This is a genomic window from Candidatus Phaeomarinobacter ectocarpi (assembly GCF_000689395.1).
Lineage (GTDB): Bacteria > Pseudomonadota > Alphaproteobacteria > CGMCC-115125 > CGMCC-115125 > Pyruvatibacter > Pyruvatibacter ectocarpi.
In genome coordinates, this window is record NZ_HG966617.1 from 1,418,958 (window position 1) to 1,436,423 (window position 17,466).

At 59.5% G+C, this 17,466-nt stretch carries 15 protein-coding genes; 7 read left to right on the forward strand and 8 right to left on the reverse strand.

What is annotated here, in order from left to right; all coding sequences use genetic code 11:
* Nucleotides 1–197 precede the first annotated feature (197 nt).
* The 4 genes from glmS to BN1012_RS06725 form a co-directional block, all read right to left on the reverse strand.
* Entirely contained in the window at nucleotides 198–2,021 is a 1,824-nt protein-coding gene (glmS, locus tag BN1012_RS06710; RefSeq protein ID WP_043949035.1) for a glutamine--fructose-6-phosphate transaminase (isomerizing), read from the reverse strand.
* A gap of 3 nt (nucleotides 2,022–2,024) precedes the next feature.
* The gene (gene glmU / locus BN1012_RS06715) at nucleotides 2,025–3,386 is read right to left on the reverse strand and encodes a bifunctional UDP-N-acetylglucosamine diphosphorylase/glucosamine-1-phosphate N-acetyltransferase GlmU (protein ID WP_043949036.1); all 1,362 of its coding nucleotides are present in this window, start codon (nucleotides 3,384–3,386) and stop codon (nucleotides 2,025–2,027) included.
* Nucleotides 3,387–3,559: 173 nt separating this feature from the next.
* Nucleotides 3,560–5,482 carry a polysaccharide biosynthesis protein gene (locus BN1012_RS06720; RefSeq protein ID WP_043949037.1) on the reverse strand — a complete coding sequence of 641 codons (1,923 nt, stop codon included), beginning with the start codon at nucleotides 5,480–5,482 and terminating at the stop codon, nucleotides 3,560–3,562.
* Nucleotides 5,483–5,639: 157 nt separating this feature from the next.
* A complete protein-coding gene (locus BN1012_RS06725; RefSeq protein ID WP_145973432.1) occupies nucleotides 5,640–5,957 on the reverse strand; it encodes a hypothetical protein in 318 nt (105 codons plus the stop codon).
* A 453-nt stretch (nucleotides 5,958–6,410) separates the two neighbouring features.
* On the opposite strand from BN1012_RS06725, the gene BN1012_RS06730 reads away from it, so the two are divergent.
* The 3 genes from BN1012_RS06730 to BN1012_RS06740 all read left to right on the forward strand — a co-directional run bounded on the left by BN1012_RS06730 (nucleotide 6,411) and on the right by BN1012_RS06740 (nucleotide 10,432).
* Nucleotides 6,411–7,133, forward strand: coding sequence for an SPOR domain-containing protein (locus tag BN1012_RS06730; RefSeq protein WP_145973433.1), 723 nt, complete (start codon nucleotides 6,411–6,413; stop codon nucleotides 7,131–7,133).
* 244 nt (nucleotides 7,134–7,377) lie between these two features.
* Nucleotides 7,378–8,253 carry an esterase/lipase family protein gene (locus BN1012_RS06735; protein ID WP_052534720.1) on the forward strand — a complete coding sequence of 292 codons (876 nt, stop codon included), beginning with the start codon at nucleotides 7,378–7,380 and terminating at the stop codon, nucleotides 8,251–8,253.
* A gap of 145 nt (nucleotides 8,254–8,398) precedes the next feature.
* Nucleotides 8,399–10,432, forward strand: a complete 2,034-nt coding sequence (locus BN1012_RS06740; RefSeq protein ID WP_043949040.1) for an aldo/keto reductase — start codon at nucleotides 8,399–8,401, stop codon at nucleotides 10,430–10,432.
* A gap of 12 nt (nucleotides 10,433–10,444) precedes the next feature.
* Here the strand turns inward: BN1012_RS06740 and BN1012_RS06745 are convergent, their stop codons facing one another.
* From BN1012_RS06745 to BN1012_RS16755, 3 genes are all read right to left on the reverse strand, one after another.
* A complete protein-coding gene (locus BN1012_RS06745; protein ID WP_043949041.1) occupies nucleotides 10,445–11,623 on the reverse strand; it encodes an amidohydrolase family protein in 1,179 nt (392 codons plus the stop codon).
* A 120-nt stretch (nucleotides 11,624–11,743) separates the two neighbouring features.
* A complete protein-coding gene (locus BN1012_RS06750) occupies nucleotides 11,744–12,412 on the reverse strand; it encodes a glutathione S-transferase family protein (protein ID WP_043949042.1) in 669 nt (222 codons plus the stop codon).
* A gap of 148 nt (nucleotides 12,413–12,560) precedes the next feature.
* Nucleotides 12,561–13,217 carry a TetR/AcrR family transcriptional regulator gene (locus BN1012_RS16755; RefSeq protein WP_052534721.1) on the reverse strand — a complete coding sequence of 219 codons (657 nt, stop codon included), beginning with the start codon at nucleotides 13,215–13,217 and terminating at the stop codon, nucleotides 12,561–12,563.
* A 157-nt stretch (nucleotides 13,218–13,374) separates the two neighbouring features.
* Here BN1012_RS16755 and BN1012_RS06760 point away from each other — a divergent pair, with 157 nt between their 5' ends.
* A complete protein-coding gene (locus tag BN1012_RS06760; RefSeq protein WP_171815926.1) occupies nucleotides 13,375–14,220 on the forward strand; it encodes a nickel/cobalt transporter in 846 nt (281 codons plus the stop codon).
* Nucleotides 14,221–14,226: 6 nt separating this feature from the next.
* On the opposite strand, the gene BN1012_RS06765 is transcribed toward BN1012_RS06760, so the two are convergent.
* Nucleotides 14,227–15,321 (reverse strand): zinc ABC transporter substrate-binding protein, encoded by a 1,095-nt coding sequence (locus BN1012_RS06765; protein WP_063958491.1) that lies wholly within the window; start codon nucleotides 15,319–15,321, stop codon nucleotides 14,227–14,229.
* A gap of 69 nt (nucleotides 15,322–15,390) precedes the next feature.
* On the opposite strand from BN1012_RS06765, the gene BN1012_RS06770 reads away from it, so the two are divergent.
* From BN1012_RS06770 to BN1012_RS06780, 3 genes are read left to right on the forward strand one after another with little or no spacing between them, the layout of a single operon-like run.
* A complete protein-coding gene (locus tag BN1012_RS06770; RefSeq protein ID WP_043949044.1) occupies nucleotides 15,391–15,879 on the forward strand; it encodes a Fur family transcriptional regulator in 489 nt (162 codons plus the stop codon).
* A complete protein-coding gene (locus BN1012_RS06775) occupies nucleotides 15,876–16,658 on the forward strand; it encodes an ATP-binding cassette domain-containing protein (protein ID WP_043949045.1) in 783 nt (260 codons plus the stop codon). Before BN1012_RS06770 ends, BN1012_RS06775 begins: the two co-directional genes overlap by 4 nt.
* Entirely contained in the window at nucleotides 16,606–17,442 is an 837-nt protein-coding gene (locus BN1012_RS06780; protein ID WP_244442979.1) for a metal ABC transporter permease, read from the forward strand. Before BN1012_RS06775 ends, BN1012_RS06780 begins: the two co-directional genes overlap by 53 nt.
* The last annotated feature ends 24 nt before the right edge of the window (nucleotides 17,443–17,466 follow it).

The window sequence follows — 17,466 nt, forward strand, 5'->3', positions numbered from 1 at the left end:
CCTAGCAGACGTATGGCGGAGGTTCATGCCTCCTGATCGCACCCATACAGCCCTGTTAAGTCAAACTCTGACCCAGGAGGCGTTGCATCGAAGTGCTTTTGCAGGATTGGTTTTTTGGCAGTTTAGAGACGCAATTCGAGCGTATTCTCACGTGAATGAATCGAAATATGTTTCAATTCTTACAGATGTTGCTGCGCTTACTCGACCGTCACAGACTTGGCGAGGTTGCGCGGTTGATCCACATCCGTGCCCTTGTGGACCGCCGTATGGTAGGCGATGAGCTGCAACGGAACGGCATAGAGAATAGGTGCCGTAAATGGATCGACGTCCGGCATCTGCAACAGCGCACTCGCCTCATCTCCGGCAATGTCGATGCCGCGCTTGTCGGACAGCAGAATGATCCGACCGCCACGCGCCATGACCTCCTGCATGTTAGACACTGTTTTCTCAAACAGCTTGTCCCAAGGCGCGATGACAATCACCGGCAACGTGTCGTCAATAAGCGCAATCGGCCCATGCTTGAGTTCGCCCGCCGGGTAACCTTCCGCATGGATGTAGGAAATTTCCTTGAGCTTCAGCGCCCCTTCCAGCGCCAGCGGGAAACTGACACCGCGCCCCAGATAGAGCACGTCACGCGCGTTGGAGAGCTCGTAAGAAAGCTTCTCGATCTGAGGCTCAAGCCGCAGGACGTCTGACAGGTGCCGGGGGATGGCCGTCAGTTCGCTTGTGAGGCGCGCATGTTCCGCATCATCAATCGTGTCGCGCTTGTGGGCAGTGGCAATCGCAAGCACCGCCAGAACCATCAGCTGACACACAAAGGCCTTGGTTGAGGCAACACCGATTTCAGGACCGGCAAGCGTCGGGAAAATATGATCCGACTCCCGCGCAATCGTGCTCTCGGTGACATTCACGATACTTGCAATGTGTTGTCCGTTGGCACGGCAATAGCGCAGGGCTGCGAGTGTGTCTGCGGTCTCGCCTGACTGGCTGATGAAGAGCGCCAGTCCGCCCGGCGTCATCGCCCCTTCGCGGTAACGGAACTCTGATGCCACATCCACTTCCACCGGAACACGCGCCAATTGCTCAAACCAGTATTTGGCGACCACAGCTGCGTAGTAGGCCGTGCCGCAGGCCACGATGGTGATCTTGGGAATGCCCGCAAGATCAAACGGCAGATCAGGCAGCCGCGTTGTCTGCGTGAAAGGATCTACGTAGTGACCCAGCACATGCCCGGCCACTTCCGGCTGCTCGTGAATTTCTTTTGCCATGAAATGGCGATGATTGCCCTTGTCCACGAGCGCCGCAGACACCGGAACAACCTGCACGGGACGTGACACTTCCCGGCCATCGGCGGTGTACACAACAGCGCTGGTATCGGTAATGACGACCCAGTCGCCATCCTCTAGATACGCCACCCGGTTCGTCATCGGGGCCAGGGCAAAGGCGTCGGACCCCAGATACATTTCCCCGTCGCCATAGCCGACCGCCAGCGGACTGCCCTGCCGCGCCCCGATCATCAGCTTGTTCTCGCCTTTGAAGACAATCGCCAGCGCAAAGGCACCTTCCAGGCGCGCAAGTGTTGCTTCCACCGCGTCCTTGGGTGTCTTGCCGTCTGCAAGATACCCGTTGATGAGATGGGCAATGACTTCAGTGTCGGTGTCTGATGAGAAGGTTGCACCCGCAGCCTCAAGCTCCTGCCGCAGCGCGCGAAAATTCTCGATGATGCCGTTGTGAACAACCGCCACATTTTCTGTCGCGTGGGGGTGTGCATTGTTTTGTGTGGGCGCACCGTGCGTGGCCCAACGGGTATGGCCAATACCGATGGTGCCATTCAGGGGCGACGCATCCAGTTCGCCTGACAGCGCATTGAGCTTGCCGGTCGCCCGGCGGCGATCAATGGCGCCATCCACCAGGGTGGCAATGCCCGCGCTGTCATAGCCGCGATATTCCAGCCGTCGCAGGCTCTCCAGAATGACGGGAGCCACATCGCTTTTGCCGATGACACCAACAATGCCGCACATGGCCTAAGACCCTTTCTTCTTGGCAGCTTCCTTGCGCGCGCGGAATTTGGCAGCCCATCCGGCGACCTCCTTCTGCTGCGCACGTTCCACTGCCAGCGCGTCTGCGCTTACATCCTTGGTGATAACGCTGCCGGACCCGGTGAAACCGCCATCGGCAACTTTGACCGGCGCCACCAGAGACGTGTTGGAGCCGATAAACGCCCCTGCCCCGACATCGGTGAAGTGCTTGTCATAGCCGTCATAGTTACAGGTAATGGTGCCAGCCCCCACATTGGCGTGCGCGCCGATACGCGCGTCGCCGATATAGGAGAGGTGACTGACTTTGGCGCCTTCCTCGATCGAGGCCTTCTTCACTTCCACAAAATTGCCGATCTTCGCCCCGACGCCCACATCCGCTCCCGGTCGAAGCCGCACATAGGGTCCCACTGTGGCACTGTCTGCAACCGTCGCGCCTTCAAGGTGCGAGAACGCTTTGACAGTCACATTGTCGGCCACCACGACGCCGGGTCCGAAAACCACATGCGGCTCTATGATGACGTCACGACCCAGTTTTGTGTCGTGGCTGAAAAATACCGTGTCGGGTGCAATCAGAGTTGCCCCTTCTTCCATGGCGCGTCGGCGCAGGCGCGTCTGAAGAAAGCCTTCAGCGCGAGCAAGTTCTACGCGGGAATTGATCCCGTGAACTTCATCTTCCGGCGCCAATGCGTATGTGCAGCTGAGCCCCTTGGCCCGCGCAACCTTGACCACATCCGGCAGGTAGTACTCGCCTTGGGCATTGTCATTGTCGATGGCCGTCAGAATGTCCCAGGCGTGATCCGCAGCCAGAACAATCGCGTTCGAGTTGCACAGGTTGGTCTGCTTTTCGGCGTCGGTCGCATCCTTGTTTTCAACGATGCGGTCCAGCGCGCCGTTCACGTCGATGATCAAACGTCCATAGGCATGCTCGGTGCTGCAGTGATACCCCAGCACGGCCACAGCAGCGCCCGTCTTGATGGACTGACGAAGGTCCACCAGCGTTTTGGGTTGAATGAGCGGCACATCACCATTCAGGATCATCAGGTCGCCATCAAAATCGGCAAGTGCCTCGCGCGCGGTGAGCACCGCGTGAGCCGTCCCCAGGCGTTCATGCTGAACGACAGCAACGGCGCCCGGCACGTCATCTGCGATGCTTTCCATGCCCGGCCCGACAACTATCACCAGCCTGTCCGGTGATAGTTGCGCCGGTGCAGACGCCGCATGACCAACAATGCTCTTGCCGGCAATCTTGTGCAGCACCTTGGGAATGTCCGACCGCATGCGTGTCCCCTTGCCGGCGGCAAGGATGACCACGGCCAGGGGGCGCGTGTCGGAAGAAGGTGAAGTCATGTCTTAGGCTCTCTGCAGATAGGCGTCTGGTCGATGTCAGCGTTCCGGCGATGCATACGGCAGCCGGTCGATTAATCGAAATAAAGTATGATTTCCGAGCGTTACTATTACGTCTCTAAATCGGCGTTAACCAGCAATCAGCGGTGATTTACCGGTTTGAGCCCTGCGGTGCGCTAGTTACTGGCGACAGCAGCGGACACATCAGCCTTTGGCGCACCGGAAACCTGTGCCTCCAGCGCTGCGCGGACAGCCGCCTCATCACTCTTGCGCGCCAGATCAACCATGTGATCGATGGATTGCCGGACCTGCGCCAGACCGCCGACATCGGGCCGCGCCAGCAAAAGGCCGGGGTGTCCGGACGGCAGGTGTTCTTCCCGCTTGTCAAACAATGGCTCGGACAATCGCTCGCCGGGACGTGCACCGGTGATCTTGATCTCGATGTCCTCGTCAGGCTCCAGCCCTGCCAGGCGGATCATTTGCCGGGCCATGTCGATGATGCGCACCGGCTCGCCCATATCCAGCACCAGAATAGACCCGATGCTGGCATCCAGTTTCATCTCGCGGGCGCTGGCAAAGAGCACCAGCTGCACGGCTTCGCGGATGGTCATGAAGTAGCGAACCATCTCCGGGTCGGTCACCGTAAGCGGCCCGCCCTTTTCAAGCTGCTTTTGAAACAGCGGCACCACGGAACCGGCAGAACCAAGCACATTGCCAAAGCGCACTGTTACGAAGCGCGTGCCGTTGGGCCGGTTGCGTTGATCAATGTCCAGCACCTGCGCATAGGACTCCGCCACACGTTTGCTGGCACCCATGATGCTGATCGGGTCAGATGCCTTGTCGGTGGAAATCATCACCATCACATCGGCACCACATTTGACACTGGCGTCAGCCACATTGCGGCTGCCATGAATGTTTGTGAGCACCGCTTGCGATGGTTGCGGCTCAAGCAGGGGCACGTGCTTCAGCGCAGCAGCGTGCACCACCACCTGCGGCGATGCGTCGGTGAAAATGCTTTGCACCTGGTCTGCATTGCGCACATTGCACAGATGCGCCGTACGCGGAAGGTCGGGATATTCCTCACCCAGCACGCGATCAATTTCGTAGAGATTGTATTCCGACTGATCGAGAAGGGTGATGCTCGCCGGATCAAATTCGGCAATCTGCAAGACCAGCTCAGAGCCAATGGAGCCACCCGCGCCCGTCACGACAACGCGCTTGCCCGCCAGCAGATGGCGCATGTCGGACTTGTCCAGCTGCGCTTGCGGACGGCTCAACAGGTCTTCGACGTCCACCGGCTGCACTTCAAGCTGCTTGCCGTCTTCCTTGCGCAGGGTGCTTTGCGCCGGAATGCGATCCAGCCGCATGCCAAGCTCGGACGCCAGATGAAACAGATCAGACCGGCTGGCTGACCCGTCATAATCAGCGGTCAGCACAAGTCTCTCAGGGCGGGCCCCGCGGCGTTCCAGTTTGTCGGTGATCTCGGCAAGTTTGTCCAAAGGCCCGTGCACCCGCACACCACGAATGGTCGTGCCAATGCGCGCCGGGTCATCGTCCAGAATGCCGATCACGCGATAGGGCGCATCGGTGTCGCGCAGCATCTGCCGGTGAAACGCCTCGGCCTGGTCCCCTGCCCCGACGATCAGCACCGGGATGCGCCAGTGGGTGCCGCGCTCCAGCAAGGTGGCCATGCGTCCATCGCGATAGGCGCGATACAAAAGGCGCGGGCCTGCAAGCAGGGCTGCAAACACGAAGATGTTGATCAGGACCACGGAACGCGGAATGGCTTCCGCACGGAACAGCAGGAACAGCGCCAGCAGGAAGATCATGTTGGCGATGACCGATACCCGCCCGATCCGGAACGCGTCATCAATGGAGGCATAGCGCCACGACCCGCGGTCAAGCCGGGTGCCTGCCATGACGCCCATCGCCACAATGACGAACAGCAGCCACGCCTGACCCAGAACCATTGGATCATGATCGGCGGCCTCGCGGCCAAGACGCAAAAACACAGCAATGGGATACGCCAGTATGGCGGCGCCCAGATCATGTGCGGAAATCACCGCACGTCGGAGTGCTTTTTCGTTAAGTCCAGCCATAAAGGCGCCTGCTACAGATCCAGATCACGGGAAACAGGCATCCCCCCGCAAATCGCGAGCGACGCATGCAAAAATCCCAGACTTGGCAGTAGCAGACACAGCGCCTGCCCGCAAAATCTGTCTGCAAAAGCGGTGAACGGTAAAAAGCCGGTTCGGCCTAGCGGCCTGCCATGCTGCGCGGACCATAGGACGTGCGGTCGGCTGGTCTGGCGGCAGACTTTTGGGCGCTGACGACCTTGCGCCGCCGTATGGGACGTGGCGATCCGGCCGGGCCGGGCCCTTTGGGTCCACCGGTCTGGCCGTCATTGGTGGACACCAGGCTGCTCAATTGGTTCACCAGCTTCGCTGCTTCCCGGCGTGAGGCCTGGGCATTCTGCACGGCTGAGCTCACCCCATGAATAAGGGCCAGCAGGATCATTGAGCCGATAAACGCTCCAATGCCGATCAGGCCCTCAACGGGCACACCTTCAAACATGTTGGCAATCCTTCTCACAAGTTCGCCCAATATTTCAAAGACACGGGCAGCAGCAGCCGACATCCCCCGATGCCGGGCCGCGCCTCCCGTCTTTTGAATTTCATGGTCCGGATTGCATGATCCGGGCCGGTCTTCGCAAACGCCTGTTAACCTGCGTAAACCTTGCAGCTATCTTCGAAAATCCAGAAGAACCAATAGATTTCTTGGTTAATTTTAGAGCATTTTTCCGTGCTTGAAGCATGAATCTGCCCATTTGTTAATCATCATGGCGGCTTCTTCGGCATCGACGCCCGGTTAGGCAGCGTGTGTTGGGGCTATCCCCTGCGGCGCTCAACCAGCTCAGGTTTGACGCCTGCCCGGGGCACGGGTACCAGCGATGTTGGACGTTTTTTCGTTGATTCGCGCGGATTTGGCAGCTTTGGCTCCCTATCCGCCCGCGATGAGGTGGTGGTTATGGGCAGAAAACAGCCGCCCGGACAGGCAACAACCCGCAAGGCCCGCCATGCAGGCTGCGCGCTTGCGGCGTCTTTGCTCCTTGCCGCCTGCGCCCAGACGCCCGACACATCTGACATAACCACAGCCTCTATTGGCAGTCCTGCGCCTGTTGTTCAGGCCGATCTGCCCTCCAACATTCCCGGCGAAACCATGGAAGCCCGGCTTGCCCGGCTCGAATACGACCTGGCGCAGCTCAAACTCGACTACTCCATCGTGCGACCGAGTTTTGAGCAGCTGGTCAGCCGTGAAGGCGAACTGGATCAGCGCATGGCTGCTCTGGAAAGCGCGTTGGGACCGATCACCGCCTCAGTGCCGAAAGCAGCGCCCAAGCCCATGCCGGCAAAGCCTGCAGCGGCTCCAAAGCCTGCCAAGGCAACGCCAGCGCCTAGGGCGGCAGCGCCAGCGGCACCAGCTTCTAGTGCGATAGGCATTCACCTTGCCTCCTACCGCACCCTGGACCGGTTGAAGGAAGGCTGGGCTGAATTGAAGGCCGCTCATTCATCCGAATTGACGGGTCTGGACGTCAGGATCCAACGAATCGACACCGGTAAAAATGGTGTTTTTCGGAGACTCTTGGCCGGACCGGTCAATTCGCGCACGGCCGCCAATGGGCTGTGTCAGGCCCTCTCCGCCAAGGGTGTCTATTGCAAAACTGTCACTTTTTCAGGCAGCACGCTTTAGCGGGCCATCGCGCCGGTATCCGGATAACTCTCATGATTTCAGAGGCATAGGCTTAGTCCGCATACGGACTAATTACCCGGTAGTCTGACATCAAATCATGAGCGTCCAAAATGTAGCCACCGTCACAAATGCCCAAATTATAGGCATAATGTGGGTTTCAAAAAGGCATAGCGTGCCCATTTAAAAGGCGTCACACTCTTGTTGAAAATTTCACATGAGGGCTCGCCTTCGGGCGAAGGGTCATATGCCAGTTAAAACCACGCTTGATTTCCTACGGTTGCAGGGCGACGCGCTTTGGGCCGGTGGCGAGTTCACCGCAAAGGTTCTGACTGAACCGCTTCTCGATCAAATCGCACCCCGTGCGGATGGCGCCACGCCGGTTTTGACCCTGCCCGGCTTTTCAGGCCCGGAAGTCTCGCTTCGCCCGTTGAACCGTTTCCTCAACCGTCGCGGTTTTGTTGCGGACAGCTGGGGCCTTGGCATCAACCGTGGTCCCAAGAGCATGGACTACATCGCCACTCTGGGAGGCCTTCTCGGCGACCGGATCAAATCGATGGCAGATGAGAACGGCAAAGCCGTCTCCCTCATCGGCCAGAGCCTTGGTGGCGTCTACGCCCGTGAACTCGCCCGCATGTTCCCGAACGATGTTGACCGCGTCATTACCCTGGGCAGCCCCGCCAATTTGCGCGCAGGCCACCATAACGGCATCAACAAGGGTGTCCGCATGGCGTCCCGGCTCATCATAGGCCGCCCGGTGGAAGAGCTTCTCAACGAAGCCGAGATTGAAGAACTTGCGCTGCACGAGCCGCCGCAGGATGTGCCGCTGGTTGCCATCTACAGTCCGTATGACGGTGTGGTGCACGAAGACCTGGCCATGATCCCCGAAGAATTTCTGGACCTCGACGACGACACACCACGCGAGAACATCGAGATCATCTGCTCGCATATCGGCATGGGCGTGAACCCGCTGGTTCTGCTGGCCGTGGCTGACCGCCTGCTTGAAGACCGCAACAAGTGGCGCGCTTTCAATGCCCGCGACTACATGCCGGAGCCTTTGAAGGGGCTGCCCAAGCTGTTCTTTCCCGAAGCGGCGATGATGGTGCAAAGCAGCTACGCCTAAGGCCTAGTTTGCCTTGCGGTCAAACTTCCAATTGACGTTGGTTTTTCTTGGTGCGAATGAGCACGTCGCATAGTGTTTTGCGGGCCCTTTCATGTGTCTGCAAACTCGTCTGATCCACATCACACATTTCTATAAGTGAGGGCGCATGTCCGGTCTCTCCTGGGGCATTCTTGGCACTGGTTCCATTGCGCAGGCATTTGCGCGGGCGGTGGCCAAAAGCAATTCCGGCACCCTGTCCCGCGTCGGCAGCCGCGCGTCCGATACGGCGCAGGCCTTCGTTGAAAAACTCCAGGCCGACAAGAACGCCGACGTCGCCGCTGGGGCCAAAGACTTTGCGCCGTCAGGTGACTATGAGGCCCTCCTCGCGGACCCCGCTGTCGATGCGATCTATGTGGCAACACCGCATACAAGCCACGCCCAGTGGGCCATCCGTGCCGCCCAGGCCGGCAAGCATGTGCTGGTGGAAAAACCGGCAGCCCTCAATCACGCAGATACAATGGCCATGGTTGAAGCTGCCCGCGAAGCCGGCGTGTTCTTCATGGAAGCCTTCATGTTCCGCCTGGCACCGCAGACCCGCAAGCTGGTGGAGATGATAGAAGGCGGCGAGATCGGCCGGGTCCGGACGATTGAGGCCAGCTTCGGGTTTCATGCGCCTTTCAATGCATCGTCGCGCCTGTTCGCCAATGAGCTTGGCGGCGGTGGTCTCATGGATGTGGGCCTTTACCCCGTGTCCGTCGCCCGCCTTGTGGCCGGTGCCAACGACAAACAGGGGTTTGCAGATCCCATCAATGTTGCAGGCTCTGCCCGGCTGGGTGAAACCGGGGTGGATGAGTGGGCCGCCGCCCTTCTGACATTCGACAATGACGTGATTGCCCAGCTTTCGACGGCGGTCTCCGCCTGGCTGCCCAACGACGTGAACATATATGGCGAAACCGGGTCACTGCATATTGCCAGCCCCTGGCACGCTGCCGGTGTCGAAGGCGGGTCCTCCGCCATTGAACTGCGCCGCTTCGGCAAGGACACACAGACCATCGATGTGCCGCAGGACAAATGGCTCTATGAGATCGAAGCCGACCATGTGGCTGAGTGTGTCGCCAAGGGCCTGACCGAGAGCCCGCTGGTCTCCATTGCGGATACGCTTGGCAACATGCGTACCCTGGATCAGTGGCGCGACAGTGCCCGCTTCCGCTTCAATGCGGAAAGCAACAAGAAGGCATGGCCGACAGCCAGCCGCCTGCCCCTTGCCGTGTCCGACGCCGCGCGGATGCAGACCCGGACCATTGAGGGTGTCGCAAAGCCGGTCTCCGCCCTCATCATGGGGTGCGACAACCAGACGGCGATGCCCCACGCCTCGGTTCAGTTTGATGACTTCTACATGCAGGGCGGCAACTGCTTTGATACCGCGCACCTTTATGGCGACGGCATCATGGAAAAGCTACTTGGCGTCTGGATGGAAGACCGGGGCGTCCGCGATGATCTCGTTCTGATCTGCAAGGGTGCGCATACGCCGGACTGCCGCCCGGATGCGGTCCGTCCCCAGCTTGAAGAAAGCCTGGAGCGTCTGCGCACCGACCGGGCCGACATCTACTTCCTGCACCGCGACGATACCAGTGTGCCCATCGGCGAGTGGGTCGATCTGCTCAACGAGCTGAAGGACGAAGGCAAGATCAGCGTCTTTGGCGGCTCGAACTGGAGCAAGGAACGCATGGCGGAAGCCAATGCCTATGCGGCGGCCAATGGCAAGCAGGGCTTCGGTGTGCTGTCCAACAACTTCTCACTGGCCCGCATGAACAACCCCATCTGGCCAGGCGTTGCCGCGTGCTCAGATGATGACTATCGGACATGGCTTGAGGAAACAGGCACCGCCCTCTTCTCCTGGTCGTCGCAGGCGCGCGGCTTCTTCACGGACCGTGCCGGCCCCGACATCAAGACCGACCATGATCTGGTGTACGCCTTTTACAGCGATGACAATTTTGAACGCCGTCGCCGCGCCTATGAATTGGCAGAGAAAAAGAACGTCCATCCCATGACGGTCGCCCTAGCCTATGTGCTGACACAAAAAATGCCCACATGCGCACTCGTTGGGCCGCGCACGCTGGCAGAATTACGCACGTCCCTCGCCGTCTTTGACCTGTCGCTCACGCCAGACGAAGTCGCGTGGCTTGATCTGCGCGGCTAGGCCACCCGGGCTTCAGGCCACCCGTGCGTCCGGCCAGAGGCGAAGGAAGTTCTCGCTGTAGAATTTTGTTTTGATGTCTTCGCCCCGGTCGCCGATCGTGCGCTCAAATCGAGCGATGGGATCACGGGTGCCTTCTACATGCGGGTAGTCGCTGGAAAACAGATACAGATCAGCATTGGACTGCTCGATCATGTTGCTGACGTTTTCGTGCGGCATCGGCGTGAAGCCCATCTGCTGGGTCAGCTGCTCGCTGGGTTTTCTGTCAAAGCGGATGGACTCGTCCACCCGGCTATAGACCTTGCAGACATCATCAAGCCGCTGGAGCATCTGGGGCACCCAGCCTGCGCCCAGCTCAACGACAGCGCCACGTAGTTTGGGGTGACGATGGAAGATACCCTCCGCCATCATCATGCTGACGAACATCTCTGGCTGCTGATGCAACACCATCGCATCCTTGGTGCGCACATTCTCGCCACCGCCCATCCAGTCGCGGGTCGCGCCGCGTCCATTGTTGCCCCACGACTTGTGAATCTGCAGCGGTGCGCCTCCGACATGCAGACAGAACGGAACGCCGGCTTCAGCCAGACGTGCCCAGAACCCCTCAAGGTCCACATGTCCCGGTGAATGTCCAATGGGTGCCCGGTGCGGAATCCAGATGGCCTCAAGGCCATTGTCGATGGCCCAGTCGAGTTCCTTGATGGCCAACTCGGGCACATCCAGCGGCACGACGCCGACACCCATCAAACGGTCATCGGACGCACAAAACTCGCTCATGTGCCGGTTGTGCGCCCGCGTGCCGCCATAGCGCAGGCGCGCCTCAGTCTTGGAGCTGGGGTGGAACGGCAGCACCACTGAGTGCGTAGCAAACACGAGCTGCTTTTTGAAACCCAGCATATCCATAGCAACCTTGCGGTCGGACGCGTTGAACGCGCCCAGGGCCTGAATTTCCTTGGAGCTTTCAATCAGCTTGTCGCCCAGATCGATCTGCGCCTGCACATGCTCGGGCGAATGACGTCCGCCCTGATCAACGATGACCGCAACTTCTTCGTCGGTCACCAAGGAAGCTGAATAGCTGACTTCGGGAATGTCATCGCGCAGGTCCGGATCCGCATATGACTTGAGAAAATCCGGCAGTTCCATGATGTGACTGTCAGCATCATAGAAAGGTCGATCTTGTGGCGCGTAAGCCATTTTCCTGTTCCCCCGGATTTGTTTGTCTCGTTTGACAAACAGGTTAGCCGCAGGGGGAAATGAAGGCCAATGGGGGAATGTCAGACGCAAGGAACGCTGGCATTCCCCCGATTTTGTGGATCAGGCCGCGCGTGTTTTTGCAAACAGGGCAGCTTCTTCGTCAATCAGCGCCTTGAAACTGGGGCGGTCATGCATGCGCGCCACATAAGCTGCCAGCTTCGGCCACTGAGCCGCATCCGGCTTGAAGCCAGCGTGTTGGAGATTCACAAACTGTGTCGCGACGGAGATGTCAGCAATCGAAAAACTGTTGGCGACAAGGAAGTCGTCATCGCCAAGTTCAGCTTCAAGAAAGTTAAAGATAGCTGGCATGCGTTCCGCCATGGTTTTTTCGGCGGTGGCAGCATCAATGTCCTTGCCCATCAAGGCGGCAAGCGCGACAGGTCTGAATACGCCCAGGCCAATGACCCCGGCCATCTCCGTGTCGGCATATTCTTCGATCCACGCAGCGCGACCGCGCTCAAATCCATCCGCGGGATAGAGCGACGGCGTGGGCTGGACCTGTTCTGCATAGGCACAAATGGCGGAGGAATCCGGAATGGTATTGGGTTCCGGACGGTCCGTATCCCGGAGCACCGGGATGCGTTTCAGCGGGCTGATCTCCTTGAACCAGTCCGGGGCCGGAAAAATGTTCACGTTCTCCAGCGTGTAATCCATTCCCTTTTCAACAAACGCCACGCGCACTTTGCGCACAAAGGGGGATGGACCCATCCCGTAAATCACCAATGCCATTTTCAAGCCTCACTCAATCAATTGGGGGATAGCTACAGATGAGGCTGCAGCACCCGGTTTTGCAATGAAAGATTTTGCACCTGCGCGGTCCGGCAATGGTGCGGACGAGAGCTTCATCACAGGCAGCCGGACAAGCAGACGCTCAGCCTCAGGCTGAGCCCGGCTCGCAGGTGAGGTAGCTGGCAATACTTGTGCCCGCTTCAGCAATGGCCCAGTCAAGGGCAGGTGCCGTACCATTGGCCACTTCGCGGGCGTGATCCGCCATGATGGAAATGGACATGGTTGCCAGCCGCCGCAGACGGGTCGCGCGGGTTTCAAGCGGCAAGTCCTGCAGCATGCCCTGCAGGCGCTGGGTGACTTCCTGAACCCCATCCGGCGCGAGATCGTCCATCAGGCGATCCACGTCGAACCGCGGGTCGGCAGCGATCTGCATCAGGAATGTTGCATAGAGCCGTCCACCCTCATCCAGGCAGGCTTCCAGCATGGGAGCAATGGTCGCTTCCATCAGCAGCTGCACGTTCTGCCCCGCCTGAGAACGATCAAGCTCTGCAATGAGCGCCAGCCGCTTGCTGTCGATGTCGCTGATCCGATCCGCGAAGACGGCGCGAATGAGCGCTTCCTTGCTGCCGAAATGATAATGCAGCGCGGACTCGTTGCGCGCGCCGGCAGCGCGCGTGATGTCACGCACGGAAACGGCCCCAAGACCATTCTCTGCAAACAGCCGTTCGGCGGCACGAATGAGTTTGATCTTGGTGTTTTCCCGGCGCGCGGGCTTGGCGGATGTGTCTGGAGAACTGCTGCTCATGGGTCCGAATTAATGTGAGACATTGGCGTGATTGATAGTCATACTCTACCTCATGACCTTACACCACTCACGTCTTGGAATGTATGTTTTGTCAGCGTTTGCTGCATGTCTGGTATCGCTGCCAGGCGCAGCCGCCGCGTGCACAACATGCGTCGGCATGTATACCGAGTTCTCCTTGATGGACGAGATGATCTATCAGGTCGAAAAGCTTCATAGCTACCTTATTCAGGCCCTTGCCGGTGCCGAAGCCGCGGCACAGTCCGGCCAGTTTACAACCGCAGCCCTCCTCCCCCTTGGCCTTGGATTTTCCTATGGCGCGGTTCACGCCATTGGTCCGGGACACGGCAAGCTGGTCGTCGCCGGATACTTCGCAGGCCGCACCGCGCCGGTGCGTGAAGCTTTCCGCATGGCCGGCGAGATTGCCGCACTTCATGTTGGCTCGGCAGCCGCCATTGCCGTTTTCGCCGCCATCCTGCTTGGCGGTGTGATTGATGCGTCGGGACCGGCATTTACAGCCGTCAAACTTGTCAGCTACGGCCTCATCATGGCGGCAGGCGCATTGATGTTGTACCGGGCTGCCGTCCTGTTACTCGCACCGCAAGGGATTAACCTCCCCTGGCCCGGCGGACTGGCCGCTGCACAATCCACATGCGGGCATGATCATGGGGCTGACGAGACCCACCATCGTCATGCAAAAACCGGCTCGCTGCGTGAGCGTGGCCTGCTCTCCCTGGCCGTTGGCGCCGTACCCTGTACTGGCGCGCTGATTGCGGTCCTGTTTGCCCTGGCGAGCGGTGCCTGGATGCTTGGGTTGCTGACAGTCGTCGCCATTTCCATCGGCATGGCCCTGACGCTTGCAGGTGTGGGCGTGCTGACAATCTGGACCCGCGGCTCCGTTTCAACGGAAGCCAGCCTGACACTCAACAGCATGAGCGCTGTCGGCGGCGTGCTGGTCATCCTCGTCGGCGCAGCGTTGTTCTACGGAACGGCAGCCCTGGGTTGATGCCCCTTACGACGCAAGGCACGCTGTCAGATCTGCCGCAAGCTTGCGGATCAGAGCCGTATACATGTCCGCGCCCGGATCAATGCCCGCACCCACCGGATCAAGGACGCCGGCCTTTGCATCCGTGCCTTCAATCACCGCTTCCAGAATGCTCGGCTTGAACTGAGGCTCCGCAAAAACACAGTGTGCGTTGCGCTCCTGTACACGTTCCTGGATGGCGCGGACACGCGCGGCCCCGGGCGCAACCTCAGGTGACACGGTCACCGAGCCCACGCTGCTCAACCCATAGCGCGTCTCGAAATACTGATACGCATCGTGAAACACGATAAACGGCACATCTGACACAGCTTCCAGTGCGCCTGAGACTTCTGCGTCGAGAGCTTCAAGTCTTGCAACCTGGGCTGTGTGGTTCTGTTCATATGCCGCGGTGTTGTCCGGGTCGATGCGCGCCAGCTCGTCCTTGACTGCGGCGCTCAGAACAATGGCATTGCGCGGGTCGAGCCACATATGCGCATCAATATCTGCGTCACCCTCATGACCGTGGTCATCGTGACTGGCATGATCGTCGTGCTTCGCATGGTCTTTATGATCGTCATGGTCATCATGAGCATGTTTGTCGTGATCATGATTTTTGTGGTCTGCGTGGTCTTCTTCGCCGTGATGCTCATCACCATGGTCGCCAGGTCCACCATGGGTCGAATGATCATGCGCATCCCATAGACCGCCAACGCGAATGGAATGCGTAACCGCATCGTCCAAAGAAAGCATGGTTACGATGCTCGCATCCGGCGCCAGCGTTTTCAGTTCACCATCAAGAAACGCTTCCATCTGCGGCCCCACCCAGACCACCAGCTGTGCCTCGGCAAGCGCCTGGGCATTGGATGGCTTGAGACTGTAGGTATGCGGAGAGGCTGCACCGCTCACGAGCAGGTGCGGTGATCCCGTGTCGCCCATCACACCGCTGACGATTGAATGAACAGCCGGGATCGTTGCCACAACATCCGCCTTCGCAGCAGCGTGTCCCGCAAAAGCAAAAGCGCTAAGGCAGGCCCCTGTTGTAACACGCAGCAAAAGGCTTGAAGGCTGGGCAAGACGATTCATGGGGCTGTTCTCCTGATCACAGTTCAATATGTTATAGTATAACAATTAGAAACATGGCAAGATATTGGCATGACTCAATCGCTTTTCCCCGCCCAAACGCACAACCATGAGGCCTGCCGCAAGGATGCGCTGGCCAATGCGCAACGGCACCTGGCCGCGAACAAGGCGCGCTTGACGCCCGATCGCCAGGCGGTGCTGGAGGTGCTGCTGGATAGTCATCGTGCACAGGGCGCCTATGACATCATGGAGCAGATTGACTGGCGTGGCCGCCGCCCTGCCCCTGCAGTCATCTATCGTGCGCTCGACTTTCTCGTAAGCCATGGACTGGTCCACAAGATTGAAAGCCTAAATGCCTTCATGGCCTGCCCGCATGCGGACCATGCCCACAAGCCGATGATCATGATCTGTCGGGATTGCACTCAGGTGGCTGAGTTCGAAGCCCCGGGCATCGGGCGCGCCATTTCCAAGGTGGCGAAAGACACAGGCTTCGTGACGGATCAGACCACTGTCGAGGTCACCGGCCTGTGCGGCACCTGTGCGGCCCGGGGCGCGGCATGACACACCTTCTTTCTGCCAATGCCGCCTGCGTTGTCGTTGCGGAGCGGACATTGCTGCACAACATCGACCTCAGTGTTGATGCCGGTGAGATCGTCACAATCATCGGCCCCAATGGCGGCGGCAAGACCACGCTTGTGCGGGCGCTGCTCGGCATCCAGTCCCTCTCTTCAGGCACTGTGACCCGCAAGCCGGGCCTTACCATCGGCTATGTGCCCCAGCGCCTGACCCTGAACCCGATGATGCCTGTGCGGGTTTCGCGGTTGTTGACGTCCACGGTCGCCCAGCCGCGCGCAAGAGTGCTGGACGCGCTGGAGGAGACCGGCGTTGCCCACCTCGTGGACAGCTCGGTCCATACGCTGTCCGGCGGCGAGTTTCGGCGCGTGCTTCTGGCACGTGCGCTCATTCAGGACCCGCACATACTTGTCCTTGATGAACCCGTGTCGGGTGTGGATCACGCCGGAGAACTGGCACTCTATGAACTGATCCAGCGCCTGCGTACGGACCGCGGCTGCGGCGTGTTGATGGTGTCCCACGACCTTCACGTGGTCATGGCCGCAACCGACAAGGTCATTTGCCTGAATGGCCATGTGTGCTGCACCGGGCAACCCCATGAAGTGTCGCAGCATTCTGAATATGTGCGCCTGTTTGGTCCAAAGGCAGCCGACGCTTTGGCCTTCTATGAACACCACCATGACCACGAGCACGACATCGGCGGTGATGTCACCCATGGCCACAGCCACGACGACCATCCCCCTAAAGAGCACACCCATGCTGGATGATTTTTTCGTGCGTGCCGTATTGGTCGCCGTTGGGGTGGCGGCAATGGCAGGCCCGCTGGGCTGCTTTGTCGTCTGGCGGCGCATGGCATATTTCGGTGACACCACGGCTCATGCCGCCCTGCTGGGCATTGGCCTTGGCATCACGCTGGGCATCGACCTCACAATTGGCGTGGCGGCGGTCACCATTTCAGTTGCGCTCCTGTTGCTGGCCATGGAGCGCCACACAGGCCTCGCGCTGGATACATTGCTGGGCATTCTTGCGCACTCGTCCCTCGCGCTGGGCGTCATTGTCATCGCCCTAAGCCCAAGCCTCCGGGTGGACCTCACATCCTATCTGTTCGGTGATGTGCTTTCGGTCTCCGTCGCTGACCTTGCCGTCATCTTTGGTCTTGCGGTTGCGGTACTGGCTGCCCTGGCCGTCATCTGGCGTAAGCTCGTCGCTGCAACAATGGATGAAGAGCTGGCCGCCGCCGAAGGCATCAACCCGGCCCGCTATCGCATCGCACTGGTTCTGCTTCTGGCCGTCGTAATCGCCGTCGCCATGAAAGTCGTAGGTGTGCTGCTCGTCACAGCTCTCTTAATCATTCCGGCAGCCGCGGCGCGCAGGCTCTCAAGCTCACCGGAACAAATGGCGCTGGCCGCAATAGGCCTGGCCATCGCCGCGGCTGTAGGCGGACTTTTCATGTCGCTCTATCTCGACACGCCGTCTGGTCCCTCCATCGTCATTGCGGCTGCGCTGATCTTCTCCCTTAGCCTGCTGCCCCTTGGCCCCAAGCGGGGCTAAACTGTCCTGAGATTCGGCATTCAC

Excerpts from the sequence above, each read along its gene's own strand:
- BN1012_RS06765 (WP_063958491.1), bottom strand. The coding sequence starts at position 15,321 with ATGAATCGTCTTGCCCAGCCTTCAAGCCTTTTGCTGCGTGTTACAACA.
- glmS (WP_043949035.1), bottom strand. The coding sequence starts at position 2,021 with ATGTGCGGCATTGTTGGTGTCATCGGCAAAAGCGATGTGGCTCCCGTC.
- BN1012_RS06780 (WP_244442979.1), top strand. The coding sequence starts at position 16,606 with ATGGCCACAGCCACGACGACCATCCCCCTAAAGAGCACACCCATGCTG.
- BN1012_RS06775 (WP_043949045.1), top strand. The coding sequence starts at position 15,876 with ATGACACACCTTCTTTCTGCCAATGCCGCCTGCGTTGTCGTTGCGGAG.
- BN1012_RS16755 (WP_052534721.1), bottom strand. The coding sequence starts at position 13,217 with ATGAGCAGCAGTTCTCCAGACACATCCGCCAAGCCCGCGCGCCGGGAA.
- BN1012_RS06760 (WP_171815926.1), top strand. The coding sequence starts at position 13,375 with ATGTATACCGAGTTCTCCTTGATGGACGAGATGATCTATCAGGTCGAA.
- BN1012_RS06745 (WP_043949041.1), bottom strand. The coding sequence starts at position 11,623 with ATGGCTTACGCGCCACAAGATCGACCTTTCTATGATGCTGACAGTCAC.
- glmU (WP_043949036.1), bottom strand. The coding sequence starts at position 3,386 with ATGACTTCACCTTCTTCCGACACGCGCCCCCTGGCCGTGGTCATCCTT.
- BN1012_RS06720 (WP_043949037.1), bottom strand. The coding sequence starts at position 5,482 with ATGGCTGGACTTAACGAAAAAGCACTCCGACGTGCGGTGATTTCCGCA.
- BN1012_RS06770 (WP_043949044.1), top strand. The coding sequence starts at position 15,391 with ATGACTCAATCGCTTTTCCCCGCCCAAACGCACAACCATGAGGCCTGC.
- BN1012_RS06735 (WP_052534720.1), top strand. The coding sequence starts at position 7,378 with ATGCCAGTTAAAACCACGCTTGATTTCCTACGGTTGCAGGGCGACGCG.
- BN1012_RS06740 (WP_043949040.1), top strand. The coding sequence starts at position 8,399 with ATGTCCGGTCTCTCCTGGGGCATTCTTGGCACTGGTTCCATTGCGCAG.
- BN1012_RS06725 (WP_145973432.1), bottom strand. The coding sequence starts at position 5,957 with ATGTTTGAAGGTGTGCCCGTTGAGGGCCTGATCGGCATTGGAGCGTTT.
- BN1012_RS06750 (WP_043949042.1), bottom strand. The coding sequence starts at position 12,412 with ATGGCATTGGTGATTTACGGGATGGGTCCATCCCCCTTTGTGCGCAAA.
- BN1012_RS06730 (WP_145973433.1), top strand. The coding sequence starts at position 6,411 with ATGGGCAGAAAACAGCCGCCCGGACAGGCAACAACCCGCAAGGCCCGC.